Source organism: Candidatus Moraniibacteriota bacterium (genome assembly GCA_028688415.1).
Taxonomy (GTDB): domain Bacteria; phylum Patescibacteriota; class Minisyncoccia; order Moranbacterales; family UBA1568; genus UBA1568.
In genome coordinates this window covers 759,819-776,593 of the sequence record JAQTYF010000001.1, presented here as the reverse complement: position 1 = coordinate 776,593, position 16,775 = coordinate 759,819, and the positions used below count along the sequence as shown (strand labels likewise).

Here is a 16,775-nt window from a genome sequence, read left to right as displayed (position 1 = left end):
TCCTGATTCGAACAGGAGACCTCTACAATATCAACCTGTCTGCCGACAGGCAGGTGTAGCTTTATAATGAAGGGTGGACAATACTGGATTCGAACCAGTGATCTCTACAATGTCAATGTAGCGCTCTAACCCCAGCCCAAGGCTGGTCCGCCTTGGGCGGAAACTGTCCTTAATCTTGTGGGCTTGTCCAGATTCGAACTGGAGACCTCTACAATGTCAATGTAGCGCTCTAACCAACTGAGCTACAAGCCCTTTTGCTATAAGATTGAACCATTATACAAAAGGAGTTTCTACGAGAACATTTTCTTCGATCAACGACTCTTCGCCTTTCGTAATCTTCTTTGTCACACGCGGGCTTGCGAGGGATTTGAAAAAAGCAATCCAGAGAGCATTCTCAAACACAGAAAACCAAGAGAAGAAGAGAAGAGAAAGAAAAAAACGTACAGAAAATTCTGTGAAAGGAAGAATGTTTTGTTCTACGAGCACTGTACTTGTTAGGATAGCGATATTTACCAAAAAAGTAAAGAGCAGAGTGAGAATAAGTGTGAAGAAGAAGAAAAGAAGAGATGCAGAGAAGAAACGAGAGAGTAGGAGAGAAGCTGTCTCAAAAACAACACGTAGACGAAGAGAAGAGAATAAGGCATAGAAAAGAGAAAATCTTTTCAGAAGAGAAAGTATCAGAAGAAGAGGGAGAAAAAGAAAAAAAGCCAGGCTTTGTAGAAGGGGAATTACAGCAGGATTGATCTGGGAAGCAACGAAAAAAGGAAGAGAAAAAATACCAAGAAGGAAAAGAATAAGAAAAAAGAATACACATTCGATAATGAGAGTAAGAGAGAAGTTCTTCCAAAGGAAATGAAATGAAAAAAGAGAATGCAAGGCACTAGGTTTTTTGATGAGAAAGGAAAGTGATTTGATCAGGTTTCCTGTACCAAAACTATGTACCAAAAAAAGAGCAAGTAAAAAAAGACAAGCAAGAGTGATCTCCTCAGGTGTTTTCTCGGTAATGAATCGAAACAAATCTTCGAATGATTGTATCTGTAGAGAAATCAAATCTCTGTTAAACATTTGCACCAATACACTGGCAGTGGCTATGAAGAAACCAAATACCCAAGGTGTTTTTTGAGAGAATGTCGCTTGCCATGCCTCTTTTAGAAGTACTGGAAACGGTATTTTTTTCATAGGATAAAAAAGTATATCCCCATAGCATCATTGCTTGTAAGAGGGGATATACTGACTTAACTTAAGCAGACACTATTTTTTTAGCAGGATTCTCACCTACAATAGCATCGAAGGCTTCTTTCTCAAGAATTTCTTTCTCAAGCAATGTTTTTGCGAGTATGTCTAAAGTGACCCGTCGGTCATTTAAGATCTGAGTTGCTCGTTCGAGAGCGGTGTTTATAAGAGTGGAGACTTCATTATCGATGTCTTGGGCTGTTTTCTCTGAATAATCTCTTTCTTCGTGCATTTCGCGACCGAGAAAAACAAGTTCATCTTTCTTACCGAAAGTGCGAGCACCGAGACGGCTCATCCCGTAACGGGTAACCATATTTCGTGCCATATGTGTTGCTCGTTCGAGATCACTCGACGGACCAGTAGTAGTGTTGTTGAAAATAAGTTTCTCACTGGCATATCCACCGAGAAGCATCGCGAGCTCATCGAGAAAATAATCATGAGAATGAAGGCTTTTGTCTTCAGAAGGGACTGCCAACGTATACCCACCCGCATGACCACGAGAAATGATGGAGACTTTCTGCACGGGATCTGCGTATTTGAGACTCGCCCCTACCAATGCGTGACCGCTTTCGTGGTAGGCGACAATTTCTTTTTCTTCTTTATTGATGACACGGCTGCGACGCTCTGGTCCAAGAATAACTTTTTCGATAGATTCTGTCAGTTCTGACATATCAATAGTTTTCTTGTTCCGACGAGTGGCAAGGATAGCACCTTCGTTGACGAGATTGGCGAGATCAGCTCCAGAAAAACCAGAAGTACGCTCAGCTATAACACGCAAAGAAACGTTTTTTTCAATAGGCTTATTCTTTGTATGAATAACAAGAATTTGTTCGCGTTCGTTGATATCAGGAAGATCCATAGTAACACGACGATCAAAACGTCCAGGACGAAGCAAGGCTGGATCAAGTACATCAGGACGGTTGGTAGCAGCGATAACAATGACGCTCGTGTTTGTTTCAAAACCATCCATTTCTACCAAGATTTGATTGAGAGTTTGCTCACGTTCATCATGACCACCTCCGAGACCAGCTCCACGGTGACGACCAACAGCATCTATTTCGTCAATAAACACAATAGAAGGTGCATTTTTCTTAGCTTGTTTGAAAAGATCTCTCACACGGCTCGCACCAACACCAACGAACATTTCAACGAATTCAGAACCGCTGATATTGAAAAAAGGAACACCAGCCTCACCAGCTACTGCCTTTGCCATGAGTGTCTTTCCTGTTCCTGGAGGACCAAGCAAAAGGACTCCTTTCGGTATTTTTGCTCCCATGCTAAGAAACTTTTTTGGGAATTTCAAGAATTCTACTACTTCTTCAAGCTCATTCTTCGTTTCTTCTGCCCCAGCAACATCGGCGAAGGTGGTTCGTTTCTTTTTGTCTTTTGGGTCAGTCATGCGAGCACGACTCGTACCGAAAGAAAGAGCCTGAGCATTACCACGCTGAGCTTGACGCATCATAAACCAGATGAAGGCTCCAATAAGCAGAAAAGGAATAAGAAAGGGGAGAAGCGCAGAGAGCCACAATGACCAACCAGAATCTTCTTTGACGGTAATAGTGATATTTTTTAGCTTTTCCGTATTGATGCCATAATTCATCAGTGTTTCTGAGAGGGAAGATTCTCCTTCTTTACTCGCTTTCTGTTTGGATCCATCCTGAAGTTCAATCGAGAGAGTGTTGTTTTGTATAGAAACAGATTTTACCTGATCCTGATTGATTTCTGTCACGAGTTCACTGAGTGATATTTCAGCAGGCTTTTTTTCTGGCGATTGAGAAAGAATGATAATTCCAGAAACAAGCAAAAAAAGGAGAATAACAGTAAAAAGATTCTTAAACATTTTTTCCATAAAGATATTTTCAATAACAATTAAATAATGATGATATAATGATCGTATTCTCAAAAATTGAGTAGTCTTACTGTATCACCTTTTCGTATAAATTTCAACCCTTGAAATGTTACGGTCTGAGTCTTGTTTTTGGTACTTTTGAGTACTTTAAGGAGTTCCCCTAAGAGCTTTTTAGAAGGATTTTTCCCCTCGAGCAATGGACGAACGAGAGAACGTAATTCGCGTGTCATAAGAGCAGGAGGGAGAGAAAGGAAATCACGACAAGAAAATTCTTTTGAGGTAGGGGTTTCTTTTACGACAAAAGAAGTGGAAATATGTTCGAGGAGAGCATAATCTTCACCAAGAAGAAGTGCTGTCTCTGCAAGAATCGGCCGTATTTTTGGTTGAAAGCGTTGTTCCAGAAAAGGAATAAGAATATGACGAATTTGATTACGGAAATATAAAACATCTTTGTTGCTGGTATCTTCTCGGAAAGAAATGTTACGTTCTTGTAAGTATCGCATAATATCATCACGACTCATTTCGATGAGTGGCCGAATAATATGACCATTTTTCGCCTTCATAGAGGAAAGTCCTGATAATCCAGAACCTCGTAAAAGTCTCATAAGAAGCGTTTCTGCTTGATCATTTTGGTTATGAGCAATAAGAATCTTCCCAGCTTTTTGATCAATGCGTGTTTTTTCGAAGAAGGCATATCTCAGGTCGCGCATCGTTTCTTCTGAATGGCGAAAAGAATGTGTGTCACAAGAAAAACAGGTGAGAGGAAGAGAATATTTTTCTGCCGTTTCTCGTACGAGAAGTTCATCGTTATTCGAATCTTTTCCTCGTAAATGGTAGTTTACATGAGCAATATGAAAAGAGAAGTGCATTTTTTTTTGAAGAAGTGTCATCGCATCTAGGAGACAGAGGCTATCTGGTCCTCCGGAAACTCCGATAATAAAGCTTTCGCCTTCTTCCCAAAGATCAAATGTGGACGCTGTGTTTTGGACACGTCTCAAAAAACGACGCACGAAAGGAGAGAGAGCATCTTTAGACGATTTTTTTGGTACAATCCTCGATGATGGAAGCGACTTGTTCGATAGATTGATCGAGCTCTCCCTGTTCATTTTCGATGGTGTAATCATAAATATCTGTATGCTTAAGCCATTCTTTGGTATAGTTCATACGATCCTCGAAATAGTTTTTGTTTGTTTGTGCACTATCACGTTTGCGGAGACGAGCTTCGAGAATATTCATTGGTGCGTGTATGAAAATTGCAATGATGTTTGGAAAAAGTTTCTTTGCAGAAATCACTCCTTTCCAGTCCATTTTCCATATACCGATTGCCCCTGATCGATCTACGCGATCAAGTTCTTCAAAGGTGACGCCATAGAGCTCGTCGTTCTCATTGACAGAATATTCAATAAATTTTTTTTCCGCTATATTTTGAAGGAATTGTTCTCGTGAAAGAAAATGATAGGGATTCCCATCGGTTTCATTATGACGAGGACGACGAGTGGTTGTCGTAATGACGCGTGACAATGGGATAAGTTTTTCCAATCCATTGATAATCGCATCTTTCCCTGACCCTGCCGGACCAGAGATAATAAAAACATTTTTCATATTTCTTGAGTTTCTTGTACAAAAACGCCCTGGATGAGCAGGGCGTTTTTATAAAGCTTATGCTTTTTTCTTCTCTACTTCTTCTTTGACTTCCTCTTCTTTTTTCATTGATTTCTCTTTTGGAGCATTCTCATTGACGGGAAGAAGTCCCATACGATGACTTTTTGGTTCGATAGAAAGGATTTTCCAAGAGTATGTTTCATTTTCTTTGAATACCTCCTCAATTTTCTTTCCAGGATAGACCTCAGAAAATTCACTGACATGAGCTAATCCATGAATATCTTTGTTCAGATAGACGAATGCACCAAAATGATTGATTTTATCGACTTTTCCAGGAACGATATCGCCAATCTTGTATTTTTCAAGAACGGCTGTCCAAGGATCTTCTTTCAATGCCTTCATAGAAAGGGAGATGCGAGTATCTTCAATGCCGATGATTTTGGCTTCTACGTGATCACCAGTCTTGATTACTTCACGTGGATCATCGATAAGTTGCCAAGCGAGTTCAGAAATATGAACGAGACCTTCGAGCTTCTCTACAGATTTCTTCTCTCCTTCTTTGGTAGCAGGTGTGAATTTGACGAAAGCACCGAAATCAACAACACCACTCACTTCACCGCTGACCACTTCGCCAACACGGAGAAGATTGATGAGTTCTCGTTCTTTTTCGCTCTGCGCAGCCTTTTCGCTCGCAATGAGTTTTTCGTTTTCACGATCAGCATCCAAGATACGTACGTGCACTTCTTGTCCGATCAGTTTCTTCAAAAGATCCAAGATCTTGTTTTTGTCTCCATCTTCTACACGAGGATAGTGCTCGCTCGAGAGCTGGGAAACAGGGAGAAATCCAGGAATACCGTTGATTTCGATCATGAGTCCGCCTTTGTTTGCTTCAATGACTTTGGTAGTTAGTACTTCACGATTCGTGAGTTTGTGTTCGATATCATCCCAAGATTTTTCGTAAGAAGCTTCACGAATGGAGAGTTCTATGTAACCATCCTCATTCTCATAATCCATGAGCGTGGCAGTGATTGTTGTGCCAACTTTGAGTTTTCCTTCTGGTCCAAGGCCATCGCGCATTTCTTTTCCGAGAACAATACCAGTTCCGACAGAACCGAGATCGATCAAGGCATAGCTGGATGCCACAAAAATGACCGTTCCTTGAATAACTGACCCTATTTCAGGGATCTCTATAACATGTTTTGCAAAGAGAGTGTCCATAGCAGATGGATTCTCGATGACTTCTGCAGATTGTGTACTTTTTGTCATAATATACTAAAAATGAGTGCGAGTTGCTCTCTCGCGATAAAAAATTAAATTGAGCAAATGGCTATTAAAAAGCAAAAAACACCAATGTGTCTGGGTGTTTGAGAAAAACGACTCGAGAAGTCAAAGATTGAAGCATCCTTGTATTCAGTTGTGTTAATCTTTAACAAGACACCGATTACTTTCTATACTTTTTATCCTATAGGAAAAAGTCTCTTTTGGCAAGGAGTAAGCACAACTTTCTTCGAAAAGAGGGTTTCTCATGGACAGAGCAAAAAGAACTGTGATATACTGGGCAACATCCGAGAGTATTCGGTTTTTTTGAAAGTTTATTTATCTCAAATTATGAATATACAGTATTACGGCGATTTTTGTTTTAAAATTAGTACAAAGCCTGCAGGTCGTGCGACAGAAGATGTTATAATCTGGACTGATCCGTTACAAAAAGGAGCAGGACTCCGTTCTCCTCAGGGTCAAGTCGACATTGTTTTCTTGTCTCATGGGAAAAAAGAGGAAACGGTTGATACACTGAAAGAAGAAGTAGTGGTTTTGGATGCTCCAGGGGAATACGCTGTAAAAGGTGTATCTGCACTCGGATTTCTTTCGTATCGTGATGGAAATGCAGGGAGCGAGAGAGGTCAAAACACAGTCTTTATTTTTGAGAGTGAAGATATTCACATCGGGTATCTTGGTGCTCTTGGTTCTGATATTGCCGGAGAGACGTTGGAAAAATTAAACGGAGTTGATATTTTGTTTGTTCCTGTAGGAGGCATAGATACACTGGATACTAAAACTGCTTCTGAATTAGTTCGTAAAATAGAACCGAAACTGGTTATCCCTATGCACTATAAAATACCTGGACTAACACTTGATCTTGATACAGAGAAATCCTTTTGCGATGCTATTGGAAATTGTCCATCAGAAAAAATTGCCAAATTGAATATAAAGAAGAAAGATCTCGATGAGAAGAAAATGGAAATTGTTCTTTTTGAAAAAGGGATGTAAGGAAGAGTTATTTGAATAATGAAGAGGATATGCCATTGAACGTTTGGAAAAAAATTGAAGAAATTCGTCAAAAGCCGGAACAAGTTCGAATGCGATATGTATTTCTCTCCCTTTTCGTCTCGATGTTTTTTGTCGTGAGTATCTGGCTTCTTTCTCTCGAAGAAAGTGTCCAGAATTTAAGAAAAAGCGTTCCTCAGTCTTCGAACGATGAAAAAGCAGATTCTTCCAAAGAAGAGCAACCTTCTTTGAACAGTCTTTTGCAAAAGGCTACCCCGATCCTCCCTGACTCTGCTTCAGATCAATCAGATTATTTCAATGAACAATTTCGTAAAGATACACAAAATACAGAAACTGAAACATCGACAAATCCATAATTATTTTGTGTGATATTGAGATAAGATAAGGATTCGTAGACGAAGAAAGGTATATTTGATATATAATCAAGCTGAAAATAATCGATTTATGGAAGAAAAAGCTTTTCACGATGGAAAAATAGAACAGCGTTCAATCACTGATGAGGTCAAGCAATCGTATCTCGATTATGCAATGAGCGTGATCGTTGCTCGTGCCTTGCCTGATGTGAGAGATGGACTCAAGCCGGTGCATCGCCGTATTTTGTACTCTATGTGGTCGAGCGGTCTTCGATCGACTTCGAAATTTCGTAAATCAGCAACAGTTGTCGGAGAGGTGCTCGGAAAATATCATCCACACGGTGATACCGCTGTGTATGACACTATGGTGCGTTTGGCACAAGATTTTTCACTCCGATATCCACTGGTATGGGGACAAGGTAACTTTGGATCGATGGACGGTGATAGCGCTGCCGCCTATCGTTACACAGAAGCCAAGCTCAAGGCAATTGCAGAGGAAATGCTCGTTGATATTGATAAAGATACCGTGGATTTCATCCCAAACTTCGATGGTATGCATGAAGAGCCTCTTGTTCTCCCTGCGAAACTTCCACAACTGCTTTTGAATGGTACGGTCGGCATTGCTGTTGGTATGGCAACAAACATTCCTCCACATAATCTGAATGAATTGGTGGACGGTATTTGTCATTTAATTGAATTTCCAGAAGCGACCATTGATGATCTGATGCAATTTATCAAGGGACCTGATTTTCCAACAGGAGGAATTATTTACAATGTCAAAGATATTCGTGAAGCTTATGTAACTGGCAAAGGACCAATACTGAGTCGAGCCAAAGTGGAAATAGTGGAGAATAAAACTGGTCAGTTTCAGATTATTGTGACGGAGATGACTTATGCGACCAACAAATCATCACTCATTATCAAAATTGCCGATCTCGTCAAAGACGACAAAATTCAAGGTATCAAAGATTTGCGCGATGAATCAGATAGAAACGGAGTTCGAATTGTTATTGATCTGAAAAAAGATGCTTTTCCTCAGAAAGTATTGAACAAGCTGTATCAAATGACCGACCTGCAAAAGAATTTCAATGTGAATATGCTCGCACTGGTAGATGGTGTTGATCCGCAGATTCTTACACTCAAGTCTATTCTCGAACACTATATCAAGCACCGAGAAATAGTTGTGGTGCGTCGCACAGAATATGATCTGAAGAAAAACAAAGAACGAGCACACATCCTCGAAGGATTGAAAAAAGCGCTGGACTTTATTGATGCTGTTATCGAAACCATCAGAAAATCTCCGACGAAAGAAGAGGCCCATGTGAATTTGATGAAGAAATTCAAGCTTTCTGATTTGCAGGCAACGGCTATTTTGGAAATGAGACTTCAGACACTCGCAGGCTTGGAACGGAAGAAGATAGAAGACGAATTGGGAGAAAAAATGAAGATGATTGCTTATCTCGAAGACTTGCTCAAGCATCGTAAGAAGATTCTTGGTTTGGTGAAGAGTGAGCTTATCGAAGTGAGAGACAGATTTGGCGACGAAAGAAGAACAAAAGTCATCAAGACTGGCGTGACGGAATTCAAGCAAGAAGATCTCATCCCAAATGATGAGGCAATCATCACACTCACAGAAGATGGATATATCAAACGAATGAATCCTGGTGTCTATCGTGTCCAAAAGCGTGGCGGAAAGGGTGTTATCGGAGCGACGACCAAAGAAGAAGACCGCATCGCACATGTCTTGTCTATAGAAATGCATGATAATTTGATGTTCTTCACAAATACAGGCAAAGTATTTCAGACGAAAGCGTATGAAATACCCGAATCAACTCGCACTTCCAAAGGTCAAGCAATTGTCAATTTCTTGCAAATTGCTCAAGAAGAGAAGATTACTGCCATGATCGCCTTCAATAACAATGATGCGTTCAAATACCTTTTTATGGCGACAGAAAAAGGAACAATCAAGAAAACAAAATTGGAAGATTTCGAAAACGTTCGTCGAAGCGGACTTATCGCTATCGGACTTGAAAAAGGCGATACTCTCGGTTGGGTGAGTCCGACTACCGGTTCTGATGATATTGTACTCACAACCAATGATGGTCAAGCTATTCGGTTCAAAGAAACGGATGTTCGACCGATGGGACGTAATGCTTCTGGTGTCAAAGGCATGAAGCTCAAAAATATCGATAAGATCGTTGGTATGGATATTCTTCCAAAAGGGGAAAAAGGACTTGAACTCCTTATTCTTTCTCAACACGGATATGGTAAACGAAGTGAATTAAAATCGTATAAAGTTCAAAAACGTGGTGGATCAGGAATCAAAACGATGAAAGTTACGCCGAAAACAGGCAAGCTCGTCGGAGCTAAAATTGTGAGTATGGAAAATATTGAAGATGATCTCATTCTGACTTCTGAAAAAGGAACAATTATTCGTATTCCATTTAAGAGTGTACCGCTCCTCGGACGAGTGACTCAGGGTGTGCGTGTGATGAAGCCACAAGCAGGGGACGGCGTTGCAGCATTTACGATTCTTTAGAAATATTTTTTAACAATATTTGTATGAATTCTTTTAAAGCTCTCAAGCCACGAAGGAAGACACGCGTTGTCAATGTTGGGGGAATCGGTATCGGTGGAGAAAATCCTGTCCGAGTACAGACCATGACGAATACGGATACACTCGATATTTCTGCTACAGTTGCTCAGATCAAGGCATGTGTGAAAGCGGGCGCAGAACTCATTCGATTGACCACTCCGACACCCAAACACGCACAGGCGCTCGGACCAATTCGTGAGATGTTGCTTAAGGACGGTATAAATATTCCGCTCATTGCTGATGTTCATTTCTTGCCAGCAGCAGCATTCGAAGCACTCAAGTGGGCTGATAAGGTACGTCTCAATCCAGGGAACTTTCTTGATGGAAAAATTTTTAGAAATTTTGAATTTACCGATGAAAGTTATCAGAAAGAATTGGAGCGTATCGAAAAGAGTCTTATTCCTTTTATCGAAGCCACTAAAAAGTCAAAAAAGGCCCTTCGTATAGGCTCAAATCATGGCTCTCTTTCTGATCGAATTATGTCTCGTTATGGTGATACTCCTGTAGGTATGGTGGAATCATCAATGGAGTATTTACGTATTTTTCATAAGTACGGTTTCGATGATATTGTTGTGGCCATGAAATCTTCTGACCCATTGGTCATGATCGAAGCCAATCGTTTGCTGGTGTCGACACTGGAGAAAGAAAGTATGGATTACCCGATCCATCTGGGCGTGACACATGCGGGGAACGGCGAGGAAGGTCGCGCCAAATCGATACTTGGTATCGGTACGGCACTTATGGAAGGTGTCGGAGATACTATTCGAGTTTCGCTTACAGAAAAACAAGAAACGGAGTTGGATGTTTGTTATAGTATTCTTCAGGCGACGAGCAGACGTATTACGAAAACAGAAATTATTTCTTGTCCGTCATGCGGGCGTACACTTTTCGATCTCGAGCCGATAACCAATATGATCAAGGAACGTACGAAACAGCTCGTTGGTGTGCGTATTGCTGTGATGGGTTGTGTCGTGAATGGACTTGGGGAAATGGCTGATTCAGATTTCGCTTATGTCGGTGGTCGGCCAAAGATGGTCAACCTCTACTACAAAAAAGAACTTGTTCGTCGTGATGTCCCAGAAACTGAAGCAGTAGATGCTCTGGTGGCACTTATTAAAGAAAAGGGAGCTTGGGTAGAACCAAAAAATTAAGAAACATCCAATTTCTTTATAAGGAATGAAGAATTCACATCTGACAATATTGAAAATTGGTGGTAGTTGTATAACATATAAAGATCAAAGTCAAGCACGTCTCAGGCGAAATTTCCTCAGAAGAATGGCGATCGAAATCTCTCTTGGTATGCACAAGGAAAAATCATCTTTGATTATTGTGCATGGCGGTGGAGGTATGACACACCCATTGCTTGATAGATATGGTCTTGTCGATACATTGAAAACTGGCATTATTTCTACGAAACAAGACAAAATAGCTGCTGCAAAAATTCATCTTGCCATGAATGAACTGAATAACAGAGTAACAAAATCTTTGCAAGATGCTGGTATTCCGGCATGGCCAATACAAACGAGCGCTATTACTGTTTCGTTTCAAAAAAATACTCCTAAAGTATTTCTTGATGCTATTCGTACAGCATTATCATTAGATATCGTTCCGGTATTGCATGGGGATTTAATACTTGATAGTGAGAAAGGGAGTAGAATTTTTTCAGGGGATGCGTTGGCTTGTTTGCTTTCACGAGATCTCCATGCAGAGAAACTTCTTTTTATGTCTGATGTTGATGGAATCTATGGTTCTTCTGAAGATATTCAGAAAAAAATACATCCTCTTCCAGTATTTTCTACGAGTGATTCACAAATGGAAACATTTGTTTCAAATCGTTTGAAGGGAATCGATCATTCAGGAGGCATGATTGAAAAAATATATTGTATACAAAATATTTGTTCTGATTCTCAGGTGAGAATCTTTAGTGGTCTTATAGAAGGAAATATAACCAAAGCTTTGCTTGGTGAGTCTATTGGTACTGAAATTGTATATTAAACGATGAGCGTATGGAACGGTATCTCACTTTTTCACAAATACGGAAATATCCAGTTCATAAAAAATTCAAAAAAACTACTTATGGAGGAAGTAAAGTTTTCATAAAAGAAAAGATAGAAAATAGGTCTTGTCAAAATATAGAATGTGAATATTATTTTCAGAACGGTAGGTGGCATATGAGCGTTGTTGAACGAAAAAGAGTTCGAAATTTTGGTGTATCAGAGATAAAAATACACGATCGTAAGATGCTTCTCCAAAATGAGATGATAAAAAAACCTATCGACCTTACTCTGGATAGAGAGCAATACATCAAACTCTATCATCAATATGAAGATGCGGATGCACTCGGATATTATGAAAAAAGTTCCCCGGAGTATATCAGAGTAAAAAATATTTTATCAAGTGTGAAGAAAAATTCACTTGTTTATGATGTTGGTTGTAATTCTGGTGGAATCGGGCGTCTCCTTATCAAACAGAAACAATGTCAGGTGTATGGAAGTGAGATTTGCCCAAGCTTAGGAGAGAAGGCGTCCGAAAAAGGATTGAAAGTGTTTATTGGATGGGCTGAACACACGCCATATAAGGAAGAGATATTTGATTATGCGATTCTGACTTTTATTCTGGAACATGTTCTTGACCCAGAAATGTTGATGAAGGAAACGATGCGTGTGGTAAAGGATCGGGGTATGATAATAGGACACGTGCCGACAGCATCGGGTGATTGGGGGAAGAAAACTATTGGGAGACATCCAGAACATTTACGAGCGTATAATCAGAGAGAGTTGAAGAAACTTTTGAAAAAAAGCGGTCTCCATGATATACAAATTACAAAAATATTTCTCATTGGTCGTACCGTGGCGGATTATTATTTTTTTCTTGGGAGGAAGTAAAATGAAAAACGACCGGAGACATTGCTCGGGCCGTTTTTTTCGAGGGGTTTCTCGAAATATGATGCGCCTTAGTTGGCGCGAGCGCCGTACTTGACGCCGCAGATGGTGAGGTCATGCTGACCGCTCATTCGTGGGATGGTTACTTCTTCATACGGACGTACCGTATTGCCCCGAACAGTGATCTTGAAACTCGGCTGGAGAATCACTGCCTGAGGAGTAAACCAGGCGAAGATCCTGCCATCAGAGGGCAGATCATTACCGAGTTTAAGCTCGATTTTTTTCTTGCGAGCGGAAATGGCCATTTTTCTCCAATTCTTTTTAGGGCCATGTTTCCGTTCGAGGTGCAACACGCTTGGCACGCCTACCCCTGCGTCTTCGTTTGTCATCTTTTATTCCTTTTTGTAAATGTCCTCGGATTAGGGACGATTTGGTAAAACATTTCCTCTTTCAAAAGTCAAATAATTTGCTAAACAGAGAAGTGTATGGTATTGTGTGAAAGTAATATATTTTATATAGCATATGTTGGTGAGAGAAAGTATCTTTCACGAGTATAGAGCTGAACAAAGCCATGGCACTGACGCACAAGCAGAAGGAAAAGGTAACGGGAGCAGTAAAGCGACACGATAAAGATACTGGATCGCCAGAATATCAAATCGCTCTTTTTACTGAGCAAATCAAGAAATTGACGACGCATTTGAAGAAAAACAAGAAAGATTTCCATTCCCGTCGTGGATTGCTCAAGATGGTTTCCAAACGAAAGAAACTGATGAGCTATCTCGAAAAGACCAATGAAAAATCTTATAAAGAAGTCATCAAAACTCTGGAGCTTAAGTAAGCTCTTTTGTTTTTAGAGAGACTCATTAGTAATATTATTATGGCAAAGTTTGCAGAACAGAGGGTTGGCGTGCTTGTTGATATACAAAACCTGTATTATAGCGCTCGCGTTCTCTATAACAAGAAAGTAAATTTCAAGAATGTGCTTCTCGCAGCGACGAGTGAGCGTAAGCTTATTCGAGCCATTGCTTATGGCATCAAAACCGTTGAAGCGACAGAAGAAAAATTCTTCGAAGCACTCGAAAAAAGCGGATTTGAAGTGAAGACCAAAGACCTCCAGATTTTCCCTGATGGATCGAAAAAAGGGGATTGGGATGTTGGAATTGCTGTTGATGCCATTAAAATGGCGGCAAAACTCGATGTTGTTGTCATTGTTTCTGGCGATGGAGATTATGTCTCGCTTGTAGAATATATCCAGAGTATTAGCGGTTGTCGTGTAGAAGTGATTGCTTTTGCAGAATCTGCGAGTCAAAAGCTTATTGAACAAGTAGATGACTTCATCAATCTTTCTGAGAATAAAAAACGATTTTTGATATAATCTTTTATCAAAAGTGAAAAAGTTCCACTGTATGTGGAACTTTTTTTCTTGGAGTTTTTTTGTATATATATATTTTATCACAAGCAATCTTCCTGGGAGTCGTTTGTTCACCCAGCGGTGAACTTCCCTTATAGACTTTTTTTGATCCGTCGATGCGACGGCACCATGCTCAAAAAAATTCTAACTCTCCCAGAAAAATTCTTGTGAAAAAATATATTTAAAATCAAGAATATCTTTCAAAATTTATTGACAAAAGGTGATTTTTTCGGTAGAGTACAAGGGCAAATGTATTCATTAATAACCTTATTTATAGCCAAGAAATGGCTGAAAGAGTTCAAATCTCAAAGATCAGAGAGTGAAAATATTTTACTTTCTGACTTTTGTGCTTTGAATCCTCTCTCTACTCTTGTCTTCAAAGGGGTATATCATATGCAAGAAGAAAAAAAATGGTCTCTCCAGATCGGAGGACGCGAACTGACAATCGTCACTGGATTGTGGGCACAGCAGGCGGGTGGTGCTGTCACAGTGAGCTACGGCGATACAGTGATGATGGCAACAGCCACAATGAGCAAGGGTGCCTCGAGAATTACGGGATATTTCCCTCTCATGGTAGATTTTGAAGAACGTTATTACGCTGCAGGAAAGATCAAAGGATCTCGTTTTATCAAGCGTGAAGGCCGTCCATCGGATGATTCCGTTCTCTCTGGACGAGCAGTGGATCGCACGATTCGTCCTTTATTTGACAGTCGTATGCGAAACGAGGTACAAGTAGTCCTCACAACACTTTCGTATGATGGCGAGAACAACTATGATACAGTTGCGATGATTGCCGCCTCTGTTGCACTCAGTCTTTCTAACATTCCGTGGAATGGTCCGATTGCTGCTGTACGTGTTGGACTTACTTCTGATGGGTCATTTATCCTCAATCCAACTGTGGAAGAAGTGAAGTCGAGCGCTCTCGATCTTCTTCTTTCAGGAACACACGAAAAGATCAATATGATCGAAGCAGGTGGCAATGAAATCCTCGAAGACAAAATGATTGAAGCATTTGAATTTGGATTTATAGCTATTCAAAAAATTACAGAGTTTATCGATGCTGTACGTATCGAAGCTGGCAAGATAAAATCAGAGCCAGCACTCATCCGTGGATCAGAGGAATTTGAAACAGCTGTGAAAGAAGCTTTTTTGAAAGAAGGATGGGGAGAAGCTCTCTATCTGTTGCCAAAACAAGCAATGGAAGAAAAAATGTCTGCTATTTCTGCCAAGGTGGCTCTCTGGGCCAAAGAAACCTATCCAGAACAGAGTTCAATGGATGAACTTCTCAGTCTCATTTCTGATGAGGTCGCTGATGAAATCGTTCACGAAAATGTTCTCAAAGAAGAAAAGCGTCCAGATGGTCGTAAGCTGACAGAAATCCGTCCTATATGGTGTAAAGTAGGTGTTCTTCCTCGAACACATGGTACTGGACTTTTTACTCGTGGTGAAACACAAGCGCTTACAGTCACAACACTTGGTGCTCCTGGTGATGAAATGGTTGTTGATACCATGAGAACAGATGAGAAGAAGCGTTATATTCATTTCTATAATTTCCCTCCCTATTCAGTCGGAGAAGTACGTCCGATGCGTGGACCTGGACGTCGTGAAATCGGTCATGGAGCATTAGCAGAAAAAGCGCTTGTTCCAGTGCTTCCTTCTCGTGAAGAATTCCCATATACAATTATTTTGGTTTCAGAAGTACTCGCTTCTAATGGATCTTCTTCCATGGCTTCGACCTGTGGTTCGACACTGTCACTTATGGATGCGGGTGTACCGATTCGTAAGCCAGTATCAGGTATCGCTATGGGTGTCATCACAGGAAAAGACGGTGCTTACAAGATTCTTACTGATATTCAGGGACTCGAAGATCATTATGGAGACATGGATTTCAAAGTAGCAGGAACGAAAGATGGTATTACTGCTATGCAGATGGATGTGAAAATCGATGGACTAACACCTGCCGTACTCCGTGTCGCTGTCGCTCAAGCCAAAATTGCTCGTCTCGAAATACTCGAAAAAATGCTCGCAGTGATTCCTGCCCCTCGAGAAGTAATGTCTCCGTACGCTCCACGTATTATCACACTTCATATCAATCCAGAAAAAATTCGTGATGTTATCGGACCTGGTGGCAAGATGATTAATCAGATTATCGATGAAACAGGTGTTTCTATTGATATTGAAGACGATGGATCAGTATTTATTACCTCAGCCGATGAAATAAGTGCTGCCAAGGCGGTAGAATGGGTGAATAATATCACTCGTGAAGTAAAAGCAGGAGAATTGTTTCAGGCACGTATCACACGTATTATGAATTTTGGAGCTTTTGCTGAAGTATTACCCAACCAAGAAGGACTCATTCATATTTCAGAACTTTCTGATAAGCGTGTAGAAAACGTCGAAGATGTTGTGCATGTTGGCGATATCATTCCTGTTCTTGTGAAAGAAATCGATAATCAAGGACGTATCAATCTTTCGCACAAGGCAACGCTTCATCAATCTGCTGAAGAAAAATAAATTTTTTGCAAAGAGTTTGTGCAAAAAAAATATTTGATGGTATAATGAA

General features: G+C 40.4%; 15 protein-coding genes and 2 tRNA genes. 9 read left to right on the top strand and 8 right to left on the bottom strand.

Annotation, left to right across the window (positions count from 1 at the left end):
• Positions 1 to 74 precede the first annotated feature (74 nt).
• The 7 genes from PHH40_03735 to PHH40_03705 form a co-directional block, all read right to left on the bottom strand.
• A tRNA-Val gene (locus tag PHH40_03735) sits at positions 75 to 149 on the bottom strand.
• Positions 150 to 178: 29 nt separating this feature from the next.
• Positions 179 to 252, bottom strand: a tRNA-Val gene (locus tag PHH40_03730).
• 21 nt (positions 253 to 273) lie between these two features.
• Positions 274 to 1,179, bottom strand: a complete 906-nt coding sequence (locus PHH40_03725) for a hypothetical protein (protein MDD2766846.1) — start codon at positions 1,177 to 1,179, stop codon at positions 274 to 276.
• A gap of 61 nt (positions 1,180 to 1,240) precedes the next feature.
• Positions 1,241 to 3,082: an ATP-dependent zinc metalloprotease FtsH gene (ftsH, locus tag PHH40_03720; protein MDD2766845.1), complete on the bottom strand. Its 1,842-nt coding sequence runs from the start codon at positions 3,080 to 3,082 to the stop codon at positions 1,241 to 1,243.
• A gap of 50 nt (positions 3,083 to 3,132) precedes the next feature.
• A complete protein-coding gene (gene tilS, locus PHH40_03715) occupies positions 3,133 to 4,206 on the bottom strand; it encodes a tRNA lysidine(34) synthetase TilS (protein ID MDD2766844.1) in 1,074 nt (357 codons plus the stop codon).
• Positions 4,112 to 4,684, bottom strand: a complete 573-nt coding sequence (locus PHH40_03710) for a hypothetical protein (GenBank protein ID MDD2766843.1) — start codon at positions 4,682 to 4,684, stop codon at positions 4,112 to 4,114. Before PHH40_03710 ends, tilS begins: the two co-directional genes overlap by 95 nt.
• 57 nt (positions 4,685 to 4,741) lie before the next feature.
• On the bottom strand, positions 4,742 to 5,950 hold the full coding sequence (locus PHH40_03705; GenBank protein ID MDD2766842.1) for a S1 RNA-binding domain-containing protein: 1,209 nt from the start codon (positions 5,948 to 5,950) through the stop codon (positions 4,742 to 4,744).
• 342 nt (positions 5,951 to 6,292) lie between these two features.
• On the opposite strand from PHH40_03705, the gene PHH40_03700 reads away from it, so the two are divergent.
• From PHH40_03700 to PHH40_03675, 6 genes are all read left to right on the top strand, one after another.
• Entirely contained in the window at positions 6,293 to 6,952 is a 660-nt protein-coding gene (locus tag PHH40_03700; GenBank protein ID MDD2766841.1) for an MBL fold metallo-hydrolase, read from the top strand.
• 29 nt (positions 6,953 to 6,981) lie between these two features.
• The gene (locus tag PHH40_03695) at positions 6,982 to 7,326 is read left to right on the top strand and encodes a hypothetical protein (protein MDD2766840.1); all 345 of its coding nucleotides are present in this window, start codon (positions 6,982 to 6,984) and stop codon (positions 7,324 to 7,326) included.
• An 88-nt stretch (positions 7,327 to 7,414) separates the two neighbouring features.
• On the top strand, positions 7,415 to 9,862 hold the full coding sequence (gene gyrA, locus PHH40_03690) for a DNA gyrase subunit A (protein MDD2766839.1): 2,448 nt from the start codon (positions 7,415 to 7,417) through the stop codon (positions 9,860 to 9,862).
• A 23-nt stretch (positions 9,863 to 9,885) separates the two neighbouring features.
• Complete coding sequence (gene ispG / locus PHH40_03685) at positions 9,886 to 11,070, top strand: (E)-4-hydroxy-3-methylbut-2-enyl-diphosphate synthase (protein MDD2766838.1); 1,185 nt, start codon at positions 9,886 to 9,888, stop codon at positions 11,068 to 11,070.
• 25 nt (positions 11,071 to 11,095) lie between these two features.
• The gene (locus tag PHH40_03680; GenBank protein ID MDD2766837.1) at positions 11,096 to 11,914 is read left to right on the top strand and encodes an isopentenyl phosphate kinase; all 819 of its coding nucleotides are present in this window, start codon (positions 11,096 to 11,098) and stop codon (positions 11,912 to 11,914) included.
• 176 nt (positions 11,915 to 12,090) lie between these two features.
• Complete coding sequence (locus tag PHH40_03675; protein MDD2766836.1) at positions 12,091 to 12,804, top strand: class I SAM-dependent methyltransferase; 714 nt, start codon at positions 12,091 to 12,093, stop codon at positions 12,802 to 12,804.
• A gap of 68 nt (positions 12,805 to 12,872) precedes the next feature.
• Here the strand turns inward: PHH40_03675 and PHH40_03670 are convergent, their stop codons facing one another.
• The gene (locus PHH40_03670; GenBank protein ID MDD2766835.1) at positions 12,873 to 13,190 is read right to left on the bottom strand and encodes a hypothetical protein; all 318 of its coding nucleotides are present in this window, start codon (positions 13,188 to 13,190) and stop codon (positions 12,873 to 12,875) included.
• Positions 13,191 to 13,372: 182 nt separating this feature from the next.
• Here PHH40_03670 and rpsO point away from each other — a divergent pair, with 182 nt between their 5' ends.
• The 3 genes from rpsO to pnp all read left to right on the top strand — a co-directional run bounded on the left by rpsO (position 13,373) and on the right by pnp (position 16,726).
• The gene (gene rpsO, locus PHH40_03665) at positions 13,373 to 13,639 is read left to right on the top strand and encodes a 30S ribosomal protein S15 (protein ID MDD2766834.1); all 267 of its coding nucleotides are present in this window, start codon (positions 13,373 to 13,375) and stop codon (positions 13,637 to 13,639) included.
• Between the two features lie 39 nt (positions 13,640 to 13,678).
• Complete coding sequence (locus tag PHH40_03660; GenBank protein ID MDD2766833.1) at positions 13,679 to 14,176, top strand: NYN domain-containing protein; 498 nt, start codon at positions 13,679 to 13,681, stop codon at positions 14,174 to 14,176.
• Positions 14,177 to 14,605: 429 nt separating this feature from the next.
• Positions 14,606 to 16,726 carry a polyribonucleotide nucleotidyltransferase gene (pnp, locus tag PHH40_03655; GenBank protein MDD2766832.1) on the top strand — a complete coding sequence of 707 codons (2,121 nt, stop codon included), beginning with the start codon at positions 14,606 to 14,608 and terminating at the stop codon, positions 16,724 to 16,726.
• Positions 16,727 to 16,775 lie beyond the last annotated feature (49 nt).